This window comes from Enterobacter sp. 3U4, assembly GCF_057224565.1.
The window spans coordinates 3453720-3470754 of sequence record NZ_CP136665.1 but is presented as its reverse complement, the minus strand read 5'-3'; the positions used below and the strand labels follow the sequence as shown (position 1 = coordinate 3470754).

The 17035-nt window shown below is 56.9% G+C and carries 14 protein-coding genes; 8 read left to right on the top strand and 6 right to left on the bottom strand.

The genetic code is table 11. From position 1 onward, the window contains the following. The first annotated feature begins 20 nt into the window (after positions 1-20). The 7 genes from RVY89_RS16570 to RVY89_RS16540 all read left to right on the top strand — a co-directional run bounded on the left by RVY89_RS16570 (position 21) and on the right by RVY89_RS16540 (position 7658). Positions 21-797 carry a DUF4311 domain-containing protein gene (locus RVY89_RS16570; protein ID WP_024907277.1) on the top strand — a complete coding sequence of 259 codons (777 nt, stop codon included), beginning with the start codon at positions 21-23 and terminating at the stop codon, positions 795-797. A gap of 13 nt (positions 798-810) precedes the next feature. Continuing rightward, complete coding sequence (locus RVY89_RS16565; RefSeq protein WP_024907276.1) at positions 811-1452, top strand: DUF4310 family protein; 642 nt, start codon at positions 811-813, stop codon at positions 1450-1452. Positions 1453-1494: 42 nt separating this feature from the next. Then, entirely contained in the window at positions 1495-2628 is a 1134-nt protein-coding gene (locus tag RVY89_RS16560) for an amidohydrolase/deacetylase family metallohydrolase (RefSeq protein ID WP_484825915.1), read from the top strand. Next, a complete protein-coding gene (locus RVY89_RS16555; protein ID WP_484825914.1) occupies positions 2612-3730 on the top strand; it encodes a DgaE family pyridoxal phosphate-dependent ammonia lyase in 1119 nt (372 codons plus the stop codon). Before RVY89_RS16560 ends, RVY89_RS16555 begins: the two co-directional genes overlap by 17 nt. After that, complete coding sequence (gene dagF, locus RVY89_RS16550; RefSeq protein ID WP_484825913.1) at positions 3727-4467, top strand: 2-dehydro-3-deoxy-phosphogluconate aldolase; 741 nt, start codon at positions 3727-3729, stop codon at positions 4465-4467. Before RVY89_RS16555 ends, dagF begins: the two co-directional genes overlap by 4 nt. Before the next feature lie 124 nt (positions 4468-4591). Next, complete coding sequence (locus RVY89_RS16545; protein ID WP_484825912.1) at positions 4592-5728, top strand: lactonase family protein; 1137 nt, start codon at positions 4592-4594, stop codon at positions 5726-5728. Between the two features lie 19 nt (positions 5729-5747). After that, positions 5748-7658, top strand: coding sequence for a BglG family transcription antiterminator (locus tag RVY89_RS16540; RefSeq protein ID WP_484825911.1), 1911 nt, complete (start codon positions 5748-5750; stop codon positions 7656-7658). 32 nt (positions 7659-7690) lie between these two features. On the opposite strand, the gene nrdG is transcribed toward RVY89_RS16540, so the two are convergent. From nrdG to RVY89_RS16515, 5 genes are all read right to left on the bottom strand, one after another. Then, positions 7691-8155 (bottom strand): anaerobic ribonucleoside-triphosphate reductase-activating protein, encoded by a 465-nt coding sequence (nrdG, locus tag RVY89_RS16535; protein WP_484825910.1) that lies wholly within the window; start codon positions 8153-8155, stop codon positions 7691-7693. A gap of 104 nt (positions 8156-8259) precedes the next feature. Then, on the bottom strand, positions 8260-10398 hold the full coding sequence (nrdD, locus tag RVY89_RS16530; RefSeq protein ID WP_484825909.1) for an anaerobic ribonucleoside-triphosphate reductase: 2139 nt from the start codon (positions 10396-10398) through the stop codon (positions 8260-8262). A 371-nt stretch (positions 10399-10769) separates the two neighbouring features. After that, entirely contained in the window at positions 10770-11342 is a 573-nt protein-coding gene (locus RVY89_RS16525; protein ID WP_484825908.1) for a PTS sugar transporter subunit IIA, read from the bottom strand. Position 11343: 1 nt separating this feature from the next. Continuing rightward, on the bottom strand, positions 11344-13941 hold the full coding sequence (locus RVY89_RS16520) for a glycoside hydrolase family 38 N-terminal domain-containing protein (protein WP_484825907.1): 2598 nt from the start codon (positions 13939-13941) through the stop codon (positions 11344-11346). A 10-nt stretch (positions 13942-13951) separates the two neighbouring features. Beyond that, complete coding sequence (locus RVY89_RS16515) at positions 13952-15355, bottom strand: PTS fructose transporter subunit IIC (RefSeq protein ID WP_484825906.1); 1404 nt, start codon at positions 15353-15355, stop codon at positions 13952-13954. Positions 15356-15534: 179 nt separating this feature from the next. Between RVY89_RS16515 and RVY89_RS16510 the strand changes: the two genes are divergently transcribed. After that, a complete protein-coding gene (locus RVY89_RS16510) occupies positions 15535-16194 on the top strand; it encodes a MurR/RpiR family transcriptional regulator (protein ID WP_484825905.1) in 660 nt (219 codons plus the stop codon). 8 nt (positions 16195-16202) lie between these two features. On the opposite strand, the gene RVY89_RS16505 is transcribed toward RVY89_RS16510, so the two are convergent. After that, positions 16203-16949: an oligogalacturonate-specific porin KdgM family protein gene (locus tag RVY89_RS16505; RefSeq protein WP_484825904.1), complete on the bottom strand. Its 747-nt coding sequence runs from the start codon at positions 16947-16949 to the stop codon at positions 16203-16205. Positions 16950-17035 lie beyond the last annotated feature (86 nt).

Here is a 17035-nt window from a genome sequence, read left to right as displayed (position 1 = left end):
ATTCATAAAAGGGCAGACTGATGTTCTTAATTATATTAATAAAATCGCTCATCATTGGCGGCCTGGTTGGCGTCGGTGTCGGAGCCGGGGCTGCACGCATGTTTCATGCGCCTACCACTCAGGGTATGGGCGCGTTTCGTACGTTGGGGGAACTGAACTCCTGTGAAGGGGATCCGGCGTCCCACTTCTCCTTTGGGTTAGGTTTCTTCTTTAACGCCTGGGCCTCTTCCGTGGCCGCAGGTGCCTTCACACAGGACGTCGACCACCGCATCATCCCGAACTGGGGTGCTGCTGCACTGATGATCAAAAACCGTAACGTCGGCGAAACGCTGCACGACCCGCGCAAAATGGCGATTGCCTGCGGCCTGATCGGCATGATTGTCGTGACTTTCCTTAACCTTACCGCCTCCTCCGTGCCGGCTGCCCTTCAGGTCACCGCCGTGAAGGTGCTGGTGCCTGCGGCGAACCTGCTGGTGAACACCGTGATGCCGGTAATCTTCTGGCTGGCGGCCATCGACGCGGGTAAAAAATCGGGCTTCTGGGCCACCATTTTTGGCGGCGCGGCGCAGCTGATCATGGGCAACGCCGTACCGGGCCTGGTGCTGGGGATCCTGATCGGTAAAGGCGTGGAAGAGAGCGGCTGGAACCACGTCACCAAAGTGATGATGGCGGCGATCGTCCTGCTCTTCGTGCTGAGCGGCTTCTTCCGCGGCTTCGACATGAAGATGATCGAATCCTTCCATCTGACCGTGCCGAACTGGCTCGACATGATCCACAACTCGCTCAGCGGTAAATAACAGGAGCCTCTAAATGGAACAGAATAAAGGTTTTTGGTATGCCGACTGGTCGTTCCCGATCTTCGTTGGCCTGCTCTCCTCCGGCGTCTTCGCCGGGACGCACATGTACTACCTCTACGGCATCGGCGCGTTTAACGAAGTGGCCTTCGTGGCGATGCTGAAGGCGGGGATTGATACCGGCGTTTACGGCGCGGTGGCGGCGTTTGGCGCGAGCTTCCTGTTCGCCCGTATTATCGAAGGGTCGCTGGTGGGTATTCTCGACATCGGCGGTGCGATCCAGACCGGCGTGGGCCTCGGCGTTCCGGCGCTGCTGCTGGGCGCGGGCATCATGTTCCCGGTGACCAACTTTATTGCCTCGCTGATCACCGGCCTGGTGATTGGCCTGGCGATTGGCTACGTCATCATCCTGGCGCGTAAGTTCACCATCAACCAGAGCAACTCTACCTACGGCGCAGACGTGATGATGGGCGCGGGTAACGCCTCCGGCCGCTTCCTCGGGCCGTTGATTATCCTCAGCGCCATGACCGCTTCCATTCCAATCGGCGTCGGTTCCCTGCTGGGTGCGCTGGTGTTCTACATCTGGCAGAAGCCGATCACCGGTGGCGCCATTCTCGGCGCAATGCTGTTGGGCTGGCTGTTCCCGGTCGCCCTTTAATACCCGCGGGCGCTCAGGCGCCCGCCTTATCAGGAGATCCTCATGTTTGATTTACTCCTGCGCCGTGCGCGCCTTGCCGACGATACCCTGACCGATATCGCCATTCAGTACGGGAAGATCGCGGCGCTGGGCGACATTGACGCCCCTGCGCATAAAACGGTTGAGCTGAACGGCGACGTGTTCGTCAGCGCAGGCTGGATTGACTCCCACGTTCACTGCTACCCGAACTCCCCGATTTACCACGACGAGCCGGACAGCGTGGGCATTGCCACCGGCGTCACCTCCGTGGTGGACGCGGGCAGTACCGGCGCCGACGACGTGGACGATTTCTACGAAATCACCCGCAGGGCCTCCACTGAGGTCTTTGCCCTGCTGAACATCTCCCGCGTGGGGCTGATCGCCCAAAACGAACTGGCCAATATGGCGAATATTGACGCCGACGCGGTGAAGCAGGCGGTGAAGCGCCACCCTGATTTTATCGTCGGCCTGAAGGCGCGCATGAGCAGCAGCGTGGTCGGTGAAAACGGCATCACGCCGCTGGAGCGCGCGAAAGCGATTCAGAAAGAGAACGGCGATCTGCCGCTGATGGTGCACATTGGCAACAACCCGCCGAACCTCGACGAAATTGCCGAGCTGCTGAGCTCCGGCGACATTATCACCCACTGCTATAACGGCAAGCCTAACCGGATTCTGACGCCCTCGGGCGAGCTGCGCGCCTCCATTTCCTCCGCCCTGAAGCGCGGCGTGCGCCTGGACGTCGGTCACGGTACGGCGAGCTTTAGCTTTGAGGTGGCAAAACGCGCCATCGCGATGGGCATTTTGCCGCACACCATCAGCTCGGATATCTACTGCCGCAACCGCATCAACGGCCCGGTGGGCTCGCTGGCAAGCGTGATGTCGAAGTTTCTCGCCATCGGCATGTCGCTGCCGCAGGTGATTGACTGCGTGACCGCGAACGCCGCCGACGGCCTGCGCCTGACGCGTAAAGGCCGCATCCAGCCGGGTCTCGACGCCGATCTGACGCTATTCACCCTCAAACGTCAGCCGACGGTGCTGACGGATGCCGAAAACGACAGCCTGCAGGCTGAACACATTCTGGTGCCGCTTGCCGCGATCCGCGCGGGCAAGGGCTACATGACCGAACAAGGGAGCACGGAACATGCCTTCGATTTATGAGAAGTACAACTTAAAGCAGGTTATCAACACCTCTGGCCGCATGACGGCGCTGGGCGTCTCCACCCCGCGCCCGGAGGTGGTGCAGGCGGCGATGGACGGCATGAATCACTATTTCGAGATGAAGGATCTGGTTAACAAAACCGGGGAATACATCGCGAAGCTGCTGGACGTGGAAGGCGCGACGGTGGTTTCCTGCGCGTCGGCGGGCATTGCCCAGTCCGTGGCGGCCGTGCTGGTCAAAGACAGCGACTGGCTGCTGGAAAACCTGCACGTGACCCCGATTGAGAACAACGAAATCGTCCTGCCGAAAGGCCACAACGTGAACTTTGGCGCGCCGGTGGGCACCATGGTGGCCCTGGGCGGCGGCAGGCTGGTGGAGGCGGGCTACGCCAACGAATGTTCCGCCGATCAGCTGGCGGCGGCAATCACGCCTCGCACGGCGGCGATCCTCTACATCAAATCTCACCACTGCGTGCAGAAAAGCATGCTCAGCGTCGAGCAGGCGGCGGTTGTCGCGCGCAAGCACGATCTCCCGCTGATCGTCGATGCGGCGGCAGAAGAAGATCTGCACGCGTACTATCGATCCGGTGCCGATCTGGTGATCTACAGCGGCGCGAAGGCGATCGAAGGGCCAACCAGCGGGCTGGTGATCGGCAAAACCCAGTACGTTGAGTGGGTGAAACGTCAGACCGCGGGCATTGGCCGTGCGATGAAAGTGGGTAAAGAAGGCATTCTTGGCCTGACCTGCGCCATCGAACACTACCTGACCGCGACCAAAGAGAGCGGCGCCGAGATGGTGGCGAAAATGACGCCGTTTATCGAGGCGCTCAATACCCTGAACGGCGTGACCGCGCGCGTGGTCTGGGACAGCGCCGGTCGCGATATCGCCCGCACCGAGATTAAGTTCGACGAAGCCACGACCGGCGTCGGCACGGGCGATCTGGTGGCGAAGCTCAAGCAGGGCGAATACGCCATTTACTTCCGTGGCTACAAGGCCAACGAAGGGATTATCGAAGCGGACGTGCGCAGCGTGAATGCTGACCAGCTGAATATCGTGTACCGCCGCATTAGCGAAGTATTAGGACAGGAGAAAAACGCATGAAACTGACCCCCAACTTTTATCGTGACCGCGTCTGTCTGAACGTGCTGGCAGGATCGAAAGCCAACGCCAGCGCCATTTACGAGGCGGCGGAAGGTCACGTGCTGGTGGGCGTGCTCTCCAAAAATTACCCTGACGTGACGAGCGCCGTTGCCGATATGCGCGAGTACGCGGCGCTGATTGATAACGCGCTCTCCGTAGGCCTCGGCGCGGGGGATCCGAACCAGTCGGCGATGGTGAGCGAGATCTCCCGTCAGGTGCAGCCTCAGCACGTTAACCAGGTCTTTACCGGCGTCGCCACCAGCCGCGCGCTGCTGGGGCAGAACGACTCCGTGGTCAACGGTCTGGTCTCCCCGACCGGCACCGTCGGGATGGTCAAAATCTCCACCGGCCCGCTGAGCAGCAACGCGCCTGACGGCATCGTACCGGTTGAAACCGCGATTGCCCTGCTGAAAGATTTCGGCGGCAGCTCTATCAAATACTTCCCGATGGGCGGCCTGAAGTGCCGTGACGAGTACAACGCGGTGGCGGAAGCCTGCGCGCGTCACGACTTCTGGCTGGAGCCGACCGGAGGTATCGATCTGGAAAACTATGAGGAGATCCTGCAGATCGCCCTCGACGCGGGCGTGAGCAAAATCATCCCGCATATCTACAGCTCAATTATCGACAAAGCCAGCGGCGATACGCGTCCGGAAGATGTGCGTACGCTGCTGGCGATGACGAAAAAGCTGGTTAAATAGCAAAAACAATACCCCTCACCCCAGCCCTCTCCCCAAAGGGGAGAGGGTGTAATCGTACCCTCTCCCCTTTGGGGAGAGGGTTAGGGTGAGGGGAAACAAACCGCACACACCTGAAGGAGCCACCATGCACACCCGTACCCTGCTTGTTGCTTCACTCTCAATGTTCGCTACCACCGCCATCGCCCAGACGCAATACGCCTGGGTGGGTACCTATAATCCGAACGGTGAAGGGCTGTACCGTTTTACTGTTAACCCGCAAACCGGCACGCTTAACGATAAAACGCTGGTGAGCAAACTGCCGAATGCGGCGCAGTTGACCCTTTCACAAGACGGCAAAACGCTGTATCTGGCAAGCGAAGTGGAGCAGGGCGTGGTGCAGGCGCTACGCGTCGGCGATAACGGTGAGCTGAGCGAGCTCAATCAGGTGGCCTCCGGCGGTGCCGGGCCGGTGTATCTCTCTCTGACGCCGAACGGCAAGCATCTGCTGGTGGCGAACTATGTCAGCGGCTCAATTGCCGTTTTACCCGTCAACGCAGACGGCAGCCTGGGTGAAGCCACGGATAAACATCAGGATCAAGGCGAACCGGGCGCGGCGAAGCCGGCAGCCGCTGCGGAGGGCAGTTTCGCGATCAGCGATCATAACGGCCCGCATGCGCACATGATCGCCGCCGATCCGAGCGGAAAATACGTGTTTTCCACCGATCTGGGGCTGGATCGCATCTATCAGTACCGTTTTGACGATCGAACAGGGAAGCTGACGCCGAACGATCCGCCGTTTATCAGCGCCTCCTCGAAAGGCGCCGGGCCGCGCCACTTTGTCTTTACGCCAAAAGGCGATGCCCTGTGGCTGATTAACGAAGAGGCGTCTACGCTCACCCATTATACCGTGAGCGCCAACGGCACCCTGAAAGAGGGCAAGACGCTTTCTGCCCTGCCGGAAGGTTACAAAGGCACCAGCTTTGCTGCCGGGCTCGCATTAAGCGCCGACGGTAAACAGCTGTATGTGGCTAACCGTTTGCATAACAGCATCGGGCACTTTACCGTAACAGCGGAGGGCACGCTGACGCATCAGGATGACGTGTGGACGCGTGGTGATTACCCGCGCACCCTGACGCTCGATAAGCAGGGACGCTGGCTGTACGTCATGAACCAGCGCAGCGACAACATTACCCGTTTCCGCGTGGCGCAGGACGGCAAGCTTAGCTTTGAACCGGACTATACCCCGGTCGGCAGCCCATCTCAGATGGTCATTTCACCTTAAGCTGTTAGAGGACAACGACGTGCGATTTCCGAACCAACGTTTAGCGCAACTTTTCGATCTGTTGCAAAACGAGACGCTGCCGCAGGACGAGCTGGCGCAGCGTCTGTCGGTCTCCACGCGAACCGTCCGTGCCGATATCACCGCCCTGAACGCGCTACTGGCAAGCCACGGCGCGCAGTTTATATTGAGCCGGGGCAACGGCTATCAGCTCAAAATTGATGATGCCCAGCGCTACCAGCAGCTTCAGGCATCCCACCCGCGCGCGCTGCGCATTCCCCGGACCGGTCTGGAGCGCGTGCATTATCTGGTGGTGCGTTTTCTGACCTCGGCATTTTCTCTCAAGCTCGAAGATCTGGCAGACGAGTGGTTTGTCAGCCGCGCCACGCTGCAAAGCGACATGGCGGAGGTGCGCGAATGGTTCCATCGTTACAACCTGACGCTGGAAACCCGTCCGCGCCACGGGATGAAGCTGTTTGGCAGCGAGATGTCGACCCGCGCGTGCCTGACCGATCTGCTCTGGGAGCTGGCGCAGCAGGACAGCCTGAACCCGCTGGTGACAGACGTGGCGCTAAATGCGGGCGTGGCGGAGCAGATGGTACCCGTGCTGCACGACGCCCTGACGCGTCACCACATTCGCCTGACCGATGAAGGCGAGCTTTTCCTGCGCCTGTACTGCGCGGTGTCGGTACGTCGCATCAGCGAAGGTTACCCGCTGCCGGAATTCCATGCCGAAGACGTGGAAGAGAACGTGCGCGAGGCGGCGAAGGATATCGCGGTGACCATCCAGCAGCTGGCGGGCAAAACGCTTTCGCCGTCGGAGGAGAGCTGGCTGTGCGTCCACATCGCCGCACGTCAGATCCAGGAGATCGCCCCGAGCGCGATTAATGCCGATGACGATGAAGCGCTGGTCAACTACATCCTGCGCTACATCAATACCCACTATAACTACAACCTGCTTAGCGACGCACAGCTGCACGCGGATCTGCTTACGCATATTAAAACCATGATCACCCGCGTGCGGTATCAAATCATGATCCCCAATCCGCTGCTGGATAACATCAAGCAGCACTACCCGATGGCGTGGGACATGACGCTGGCCGCGGTGTCGAGCTGGGGCAAATACACGCCGTATGTGATCAGCGAAAACGAGATTGGTTTCCTGGTGCTGCATATTGGCGTCGGGCTGGAGCGTCACTACAACATCGGCTACCAGCGTCAGCCGCGCGTGCTGCTGGTATGCGACGCCGGTAACGCGATGGTCCGCATGATTGAAGCAGTGCTGCAGCGTAAATACCCGCAGATTGAGGTGACGCGCACGCTCACCCTGCGCGAGTACGAGCTGGCGGAAACGATTGGTGAAGACTTCGTGATTTCCACCGCCCGCGTCAGCGAAAAGTCGAAACCGGTGGTGACGATCGCCCCGTTTCCTACCGACTATCAGTTAGAACAGATTGGCAAACTGGTGCTGGTGGACCGCACCCGCCCGTGGATGCTGGATAAATACTTCGACGCGGCCCATTTCCGCATTATCGACAAGCCGATCGATCAGCAGACGCTGTTCCGCGAGCTGTGCGTACAGCTTGAAGAAGAGGGATTTGTCGGCGCGGAGTTCCTGGATTCGGTCATCGAACGTGAAGCTATCGTCAGCACCATGCTCGGTGACGGCATCGCGCTGCCGCACTCCCTCGGCCTTTTAGCGCAGAAAACGGTGGTCTACACCGTGCTCGCCCCGCACGGCGTTCAGTGGGGAGACGAAACCGCGCACGTCATCTTCCTGCTCGCCATCAGCAAAAGCGAATACGAAGAGGCAATGGCGATTTACGACATCTTCGTCACTTTCCTGCGTGAACGAGCGATGTCGCGGCTCTGTAGCTGCGAGGATTTTGCCGGGTTTAAGGCGGTGGCGATGGAGAGTTTGAGTCGTTTTTGAGATAAGGGCGGATGGATAACATCCGCCTTTGATCAACGTAAATGATGCACAACCTGGTTGCTGCTGCCGCGCCAGATGAGCGCCGGGTCTTTTAAATCCTGCACGAACTTGCCGTCGACCAGCACGTTAATCAGATTCACCACTTCCATCTGTTGCGCGTTCAGCTCATCCAGCCTGTAACCTGTCCAAATCCAGATATCTTTTCCCGGACACTCTGCCCGAATGCGCTTCACCAGCTTCAGGATATCCGACACGTTTTGCGGGTGCAGGGGGTCGCCGCCGGAGAGGGAAATCCCCTGACGGTGAATGCGCGTGTCGTTCAGGTCGTTGATGATCTTGTCTTCCATCTCGGCGGTAAACGGCATGCCGGAATTGAGGCGCCAGGTGCTTTTGTTGTAGCAGCCGGGGCATTCGTGCACGCACCCGGAGACGAACAGGGTGCAGCGGGTGCCGGGACCGTTAACGATGTCGACGGGGTAGTACTGGTGATAGTTCATCGCGAATAACCACGCCGGGTGGCGCTGCGCTTACCCGGCCTACAAAGAGAGCGGTCCGTAGGCCCGGTAAGCGCAGCGCCACCGGGCATTAACGCGGCAGTGGATTACCCGATCTGCCCATTCCCCAAATGCTTCACGCGGCGCTTCACCTCTTCCTGCTTGCCGGCGTTAAACGGACGCGCGTCCGGGCTGCCGAGATAGCCGCACACGCGACGGGTCACGGAGACGCGAGCCGCATCGTGGTTGCCGCATTTCGGGCAGGTAAAGCCTTTGCTCGTACACTCAAACTCACCGGTAAAGCCGCACTCGTAGCACTCGTCGATTGGCGTGTTGGTCCCGTAATACGGCACGTGCTGATAGCTATAATCCCACACGTCTTCCAGCGCCCTCAGGTTGTGCTGAATGTTCGGGTACTCGCCGTAGCAGATGAACCCGCCGCTGGCGATCGGCGGATACGCCGCTTCGAAGTCGATCTTGTCGTACGGGTTCACCTTTTTCTCCACGTCGAGGTGGAAGCTGTTGGTGTAATACCCTTTGTCGGTTACGCCTTCCACAATCCCGAACTCAGCGGTGTCCAGACGGCAGAAGCGGTCGCACAGGTTCTCGCTTGGGGTACTGTAGAGGCTAAAGCCGTAGCCGGTTTCCTCTTTCCACTGGTCAACCGCATCGCGCAGGCGCTGAACGATGGCGATGCCTTTCTCACGCAGGGCCTCGCTGTCGTACATATGCGTGTCGCCAAACAGCGCGTTGATGGTTTCGTGAATGCCGATATAGCCCAGCGAAATCGACGCGCGACCGTTTTTGAAGATCTCAGACACGTCATCGTCCGCCTTCAGGCGCACGCCGCATGCCCCTTCCATATAGAGGATCGGCGCCACTCGGGCTTTGACCCCTTCAAGACGCGCAATACGGGTCATCAGCGCTTTGCGCGCCAGCTGCAGACGCTCATCCAGCAGTTTCCAGAATTCGGCTTCATTGCCTTTCGCCTCCAGCGCGATGCGCGGCAGGTTAAGGCTGATGACGCCCAGGTTGTTACGTCCGTCGTGGATCTGCTCGCCGTTTTCATCTTCGTAGACGCCGAGGAAGCTGCGGCAGCCCATTGGCGTTTTAAACGAGCCGGTCACTTTCACAACCTGGTCGTAGTTCAGGATGTCCGGGTACATGCGTTTGCTCGCGCACTCCAGCGCCAGCTGTTTGATGTCGTAGTTCGGATCGCCAAACTTGTGGTTCAGGCCGTCGCGAATCGCGAACACCAGTTTTGGGAACACCGCGGTTTTGCGATTTTTACCGAGGCCAGAAATGCGGTTGCGCAGGATGGACTGCTGAATCAGGCGCGATTCCCAGCTGGTGCCCAGGCCAAAACCGAAGGTCACAAACGGCGTCTGGCCGTTGGCGGTGTGCAGCGTGTTCACCTCATATTCCAGCGACTGGAAGGCGTCGTAGCACTCCTTCTCGGTGCGGGAATGGGCGTAGCCGTCAGCGTCCGGGATCTGCCACTCTTCTGCCGTTTTTCGGTGCTTTTTGAAGCTTGCCGTGACGAACGGAGCCAGCACTTCATCAATACGGTTAATGGTGGTGCCGCCATAAATGTGGCTGGCGACCTGGGCGATAATCTGCGCCGTGACCGCGGTGGCCGTGGAGATCGACTTAGGCGGTTCAATCTCGGCGTTGCCCATTTTAAAACCGTGGGTCAGCATGCCTTTCAGGTCGATTAGCATGCAGTTGAACATCGGGAAGAACGGCGAATAGTCGAGATCGTGGTAGTGAATTTCGCCGCGCTCGTGCGCCGATACCACGTCGCGCGGCAGCAGATGCTGGCGGGCATAGTGTTTGGCAACGATACCGGCCAGCAGATCGCGCTGGGTAGGGATCACTTTACTGTCTTTGTTGGCGTTTTCATTGAGCAGGGCGGAGTTGGTCTGCTCTACCAGACCACGGATCTCCTGGTTAAGACGACCGCGCTTCTCACGCTGCACGTCACGATCGTGACGGTACTCAATGTAGGCGCGCGCCAGCTGCTTGTATGGCCCCGCCATCAGCTGGTTTTCAACCGCGGTCTGGATCTCATTGATATCGACCTGGCTGCGTTCGTTCATCTGGCTGCTAACGACTTCTGCGACGGTGGCGCAGTAATCTGCGTCATCGACTCCCGCTGCTTTAGCTGCACGCAGAATGGCTTCCTGGATGCGCTCTGATTTAAACGGCACTTTACAGCCATCACGTTTCATCACATGCGGTGTCATGATCACTCCATTTTTTTGAAAACAGGTTATCCACAGAGGGGGAGAAGTCTTCTCCGGGCGTATTCCCCGCCAGGCCAAAGACTTCCCGCGTTCCCAGCTCGTGTTATCCACAATTCCGGCCAGCGTAAGCGCCGTCTTGTTGTTGGAATAGTAGACGATAAATACAAGATGTTGGGTTGGCGTGCATTTTAAGTGCTACATATAGTGATTTGCATCAAACATGTTTGCGATTTATTTGATGCAGAACAAAGTAAAAAAACGAGAGTACAAACCACGGGCACTTCAGCGATTGTAAAGGCATGAGAGAAAAATCTGATTAATTTTTTAACAAAAACAAGCGCTCAGCACGGGGTATGCCGAGCGCTATTCGTTTAACTCACCCCGCCGGCCCAACTCAATCCTGCCTGCAGAAAGGCTGCGGTAGCGATACTGCCTAGTATGAGCGGAATGAGGAAGGTATTTTCGGAAGCCTTATCCTCGTTCGGCAGCTCTTCCGTATTCAGTGCGGACATTACCTCTTCCCGTGTGCGCGCCGCCAGAAGCTGCTCACGCACCCGGTCTTCCGTTAATAAAGAGGTCAGCGTCGTCAGCAATTGCATATGGGTACTGCCTGCTTCCGCTGGTGGAATGGCGAGCAGAAAGACCATTCTCACCTCTTCATCACCTTCCAGACCTGGCCAGCGTATCGGGTCGTCGAAGAGCGCCAGACAAAACGCGGCCTGCTGCACCGTCAGGGATTTTCCGTGTGGGACAGCGAGCGCCTCACCCAGCGCGGTAGGACCTTCACTTTCGCGTTGTAATACGCTCTGGATAAACGTCTCTTGATCGCTGATGATTTTTCGCTTTGCGAGCGACTCGGTAAGCCAGCGTATCAGCGCTTCAGGCGTACGGTATGGCAGGTTGATAAAAACCAGATCGGGATGCGTCAATGCAAGCAAGTTCATATTAAGCCTCAATTAAAAAATCGCAGGTCGCGGAGGGGAGGATCGCCGTTACCGGTTGTACGGGCTCTTCCAGATAGTTGATCTGACGAAGCCCCGCCAGACTTGCCGGGACTGGAACGGGCTTCTTGCCGGCGTTAAATACGCGGACGACCGTACCTTGCGACTGCTGTGCATGGGGCAGGGCAGAGAGAATGAGTGGCTCCGGCAGGCTCAATAATGAGAATTCTGCCGGAAGCCTTCGCTCGGGCAGACGCAACGAAAAGCGCTCAAGACGGTGATCGAGCGTGTGCAGCGTCTGACGTTGATAGGTGAAGGGCTGTCCGGCCGTCTGATTTTCCAGTTGGCGAAGCGTAAGATGCCCGGCGTTGTCGGCCAGCGCGACGGTGAATGAAAAGCACAGCGGTTTCAGCAGTTGGGCATCGGGGGTCTCAACCACCGTATTATTAATGCCGGACGCCCGGCCCGGTCGCCATTGGAGATCGCTGCGTCCCAGCACGCCCGTTGATTTAAACAAGGTCAGGGCGATCGCCGCTGATTCACTGCCGATAACTTGAAATTCCTTCATACCGCGGCTGTTCACTACCAGCGCTTTGCCCGCTTCCGCGACAGCAATAATGCCCTCGGTGGTTTCGATATCCACGGGCATCTCGCGATAGCGCTCCTGCCACTTTTCACCGGCACACCCTGCGTCGCGCTGAATTATCGCGAAAGGCTGTGAGGCGATCGCGTGACGGGTATGAATATCGCTGCCGATCAGTAAACGAAGTCGGTGATCGCAGTGGCTGTTTTCCAGAGAAGCCTCGACATACAGGTTCGGATCGTCATGGCGTAATTCGCAGACAAAACGAATGGATAACGGCGTTCGGGCCGCATCCTGACGGCTGGCGAGATCCTGCGGAAGAAGCATTGTGGCTTTGAAGGTCAGCTTTTCGACAAGCGGCGTTTTCACGCCGCTGAGGAGCGTAAAATGCGAACAGCACGTCGGCGTGTCGCCCGCAAGCGGTGAAAAATCGTAGCTGTCGCCCGCGTCCGCACAATCTTCGAGAGTAAAGAAAGAGGGGATGCGTCTGCCGCTGCGTTTGTCTTCCAGGATAAGCGATCCGGCGTCAAGCGTCAGTCGATAATGCGCATTCTCTATCTCGCTGCTCTTTGTCTGTTCAGGCTCCCGTAGAGGCGCACGGTTATCTTCAACATTAACGCTGAGATAGCCGACTGGTGGCAGAAGCGGTGTCTTTACCGCCACGCGCCAGCGGTAATAAGGGGGAAGGGGTGTCTCACGCTCGCCTTCGGCGGTAAGAGAGATCGCCGTTCCGCCGGGCAGAATGTCCCTTTTCAGAACGTCGAAGGGGATGGGCTGCCCCTGATACGTCAGGGCGATATTATCAGCCCGGCTATACAGGGTGGTTATCACCACGCGCTGTGTTGGGATGGCCAGCGGGTTGAAAATCAGCAGGTCGCTTTCCCGAGCGCAGGCGGCGGACAGGGTTTTCACCACCAGATTCCACAGGCTGTGGCACAGCTGTTCGGTTTGCTCCAGCCGATGCAGTACGTCGCGGTTTGTGGCATCGCTATTACAACCGCCGATGGAGTCGTGGGCATGGCTTCGCAACAGCTTTTTCCAGAGCGTATCGACGAGTGAGAGATTGACCGGGATCCCCTGATGACGCGCCATTGCGATTGTCGGCTCCAGCTGCCGCAGGATGAACTGCTCAACCTCATCATTTTTCTTTTTGATGTCGTAGCGCACGGAGCCGATCGTTTTATGGATGCGGGTGTAGCGCGGCGATTTCAGCTCCCCTTCCCAGCGTTCAAACTGCTCACGCTGCGCACGCAGAATGTCGACGTAGCGCTCCAGCGAGCTGATGACGTAGCGGTCCTGATCCGGGGCGTTTGCGCTGGCGACCTGCAGGATTTTCGGCAATGCCGGGTCGATGCTGACCTGATCGCCGCCGCAGGGCAGGAGCAGGTCGTTGATACCGGCGCGTGAACGCAGAAGATTCACCATCGGGTAGATTTTGCCCTGCAGATGGCTCGCTTCGGAATCCATGTTTTTGGCCGCACCATAACCAAACGCCATCGTGCAGGCGATAACGGTCGCCCCTGACGGTGCGCGCCAGAGGAACTGGCTGCTTTTAGCTTGTTTATCGTGATCGATACCGCGCCAGAAGACGATGTTGTCGATATTGCAGCCCTGCAAAATCGTGGGCATCTGCGCATTGTGGCCGAAGGTATCGGGAAGGTACCCGACCTGCATGGCGTGCCCCAGCTTCCGGGCGGCGAAGATGCCGTACTTAAGATTGCGGATAATGGATTCGCCATGCACGTTGTAAGTGTCCGTCTGGGTATACCATGGTCCCACAAAGACCCTTTTTTCTCTGACCAGCGTTTCCAGCCTGACGCGATAATCGGGATTGATGGCGAGAAAGTCCTCCACTACCGCCATCTGTCCGTCAAGGTGATAGCAGCTGTAAGCTGGATCCTGCTCCAGCGTGTCGATGACCTCCGCAAAGTTATATGACGCCAGCACCATGCTGTCCTGATGGGTGAAATACCACTCCTGATCCCAGTGCGTGTGGGCAATGACGTGGATCTGATTCATGACGCTCCCCTTATCTGGCGTTCTTTGGGCTGACATAAAGCACGCCCAGGGCGCAAATCAGTGCGCCAACAAAGACGCTCGCCAGATAGCCCACCACATTAGTTGCCAGCGGCCAGCCCCAGATTGCCGGCAGAGGCAGCGTCTGCTTCACGTCGAGTGCAATGGCGACCAGCGCGCCGGCAACGGCACCGGTCATGAACACCGGGATCAGGCGTGGGTTTTTCAGGATAAACGGGATGGCGCCTTCGGAGATCCCAATCACGCCCAGCAGCAACGAGGTACTCCCGACGGTTTTCTCTTCCCGGCTAAAGACATTCGGTAATCCAAAGCGGCCGTTGAGGAACGCGGCAAAGCCGACGCCAATAGAGGGGATCACAATAGAGAGTTCGCGGGCGGTTAAATCAAACGTTTCGCTCATGCCGTTCAGGCCGAGCGCGACCGAGCCTGCCGCCTTGTTGACCGGGCCGCCCAGGTCGAACGCGGTGCCTGCGGCGATCATCGCGGAATAGAATCCGCGCCCGGTGTCACCAGCCGAAGTAAAAAAGACCACCATCAGCTGATTAAGCGAGCCAAAAATCGGATTAATTAGATATTCCATGACCATCACCAGCGTAATGCCGGCGATCAGCGGGACGACCAGCATGGTCTTGATGGTGGTGAGCTGCTGGCGGACGTGAATGGAGTCATTTAGCCAGCGCACCAGATAGCCTACGAAAAAGCCGATGCCTATGGCGCCGAAAAAGCCGGACGGCATAAAGCCTTCGATATCAAAGAAGCGCTTGTAGACGTCGTCTGACATGATGCCGCCGATAAGTCCGGGGATCAGCGCCGGTTTACCGGCAATGGAAAATGCCAGGTACATGGCGAAAACCGGATACATGAACTTAATGGTCATAAAGCCGATTTTATCCAGCACGCTGAACGGCGAGTGGTCGATATTTATAAACTGTCCGGTAATTTTAGCCGTTGCCATCATCAGCCCGCCCATAACCACCACCGGCAGCATATAGCTGATGGCCGCCATAATATGGCCAATAAAGACCTGGTAAGCCGAACGCGGGAGATCGTCTTCTTCTGCTACGGAAGTGGAGGTGACGTTTTTTTCCATGGCCAGCGCCTGACGCAGATAGCGATCGGTATGCTTGATCAGCTCTTGTGTACGAGTCTGAAGATGGGGAATGTTTTCAAAACGCTCGGCATCCTGAATGGGGACGTCGGTTGCCAGAATAATGGCCGTGGCGGAAGCGATATCTTGCTTCGTTAAGCGGTTTTTAACACCGTCGCTGCCCTGCGTTTCGACTTTTACCTCAATATTGTGTTCTTTAGCCCATGCAATAATTTTATTCGCCGCCATAAAGGTATGTGCAATGCCTGTCGGGCAGGCCGTTACCGCGACAACTTTTTGTTTAGTCATTGTCATAATTCCCTGGATGTGAAAACAGGAGAAGTATAAAGAGAACCTAAAGCAGTTTTTAACGTTTGCTAATACTAATTACGTATCGTGATACGTGTAAATGCAATGTGTGAAGCGCCTTCCAGAGACTATTTTTCTGCTGTGCTAATATCATGCCGGGATTAAACAGGGCGTAATTTATGAATTCATTTCAGGGAAGTGAACGTTTAATATTTGAATACATCCAGCATCATGCGGGTAATATTTCTAATATATCGGCAAAAGAGATTGCCCGTGACACCTTTACAACGACAACATCCGTTAATCGTGTGTGTAAAAAAATGGGGTATAAAAGTTATACCGAACTTCGGTATCGTTTTTTGCGCGATCATTTTAACCCCGCGCCAGCACCCCCCGACGCAGGGCCATGGGCGGACGAGATTGTAGCGGAGGTGTCAAGGCTGCTCACCCATTCCAGTCATATCTATCTGTACGCTCGAGGAGCCTCGCTCACCAGCCTCAACTACCTGTCGCGCTTTTTATCGCTGGCGAGCCTGCCGCACCTTATTTTGAATGACATGCACCAACTGACACGAGTATCGAAGGGGACACTGGTGCTGATCAGTAAATCCGGGGAGACGCAGTCGCTGATTGAAATGGCGCGTAACGCGCTGCGCAAAGGGTTAAAGATTATTGCGATTACCCGCGAAGGCTCGACGCTTGCTGCAATCTCAACGTTATGCTGGCCGTTACCGATCGATATTAACGCGGTATCGCTGTATCAGCGGGAAGGGCAGCTTGAACTGTTAAGCGCCGTGGACCGTATCGGCTGCAGACTGCTGCAGCACGATACGGTGTAGTCAGGCTGTCAGAGCTGCTTCACTATCCCCAGACGTACGGCATAGTCATTTTCATGATTGCCATCAGCAGTGATGTACGTTTTATCCAGAGAAACCAGCTCGACGTAAGGCGTCCAGCCCTCGTCGAGCTTGTAATTGAATGCGATAGTGTGCTCCCAGTAGGTGTCATCCCCGGTTCCCTGATCGACGTTATCCTGCCAGCGGAAGCGCGGATTGTAGGACATACCGAATTTGCCGATGTTATACGCGAACCAAATGTCGAACTGGTGTGACTCGCGGCGGGTATAGCCATTGCCGTCTAGTTTTCTGTCACTGTGTGCATCGTTTACGGTGTTATAACGGTAGCGGGCAGAAAGGTTTAGCCCATTATCGAATGCTTTCCAGCCCTGAATGAAAGGGCGGTAATGCGTGTTGCTGGTAGTGAAAACCGTCACCAAACCCGGCGCAACGGCGAAGCCATTTCCGAGATCGAAGCGCCAGCGCGTTTCGATCTCCTGTGCTGCCTCTGTTACCCCTTTGTCGTTGGGATTATATCTGTCATTATCACCAAAAAAGGTATCGTTGTGGTTTTGTGCAGCTTCAACGGAGAAGTAAAAACCGTTATTCGCCTGATGCATGACCTTAATACGTGAATCATTTACGTCTGAGCGCGTATTATGACCAAAACGAAGATCGACGGACGTATTTCCGCACCATCCCTGTGAGCTTAATAATAATGCGCTAATACACGTTGCTTTAATAATTGTCTTTTTCATAATATCCTGCCGAGGTTATTTGATTGGCAGGACTATTTTTATTTTGTGGACGTCGCGATGTAAAAGTTATCGTCGTACATTTAGCG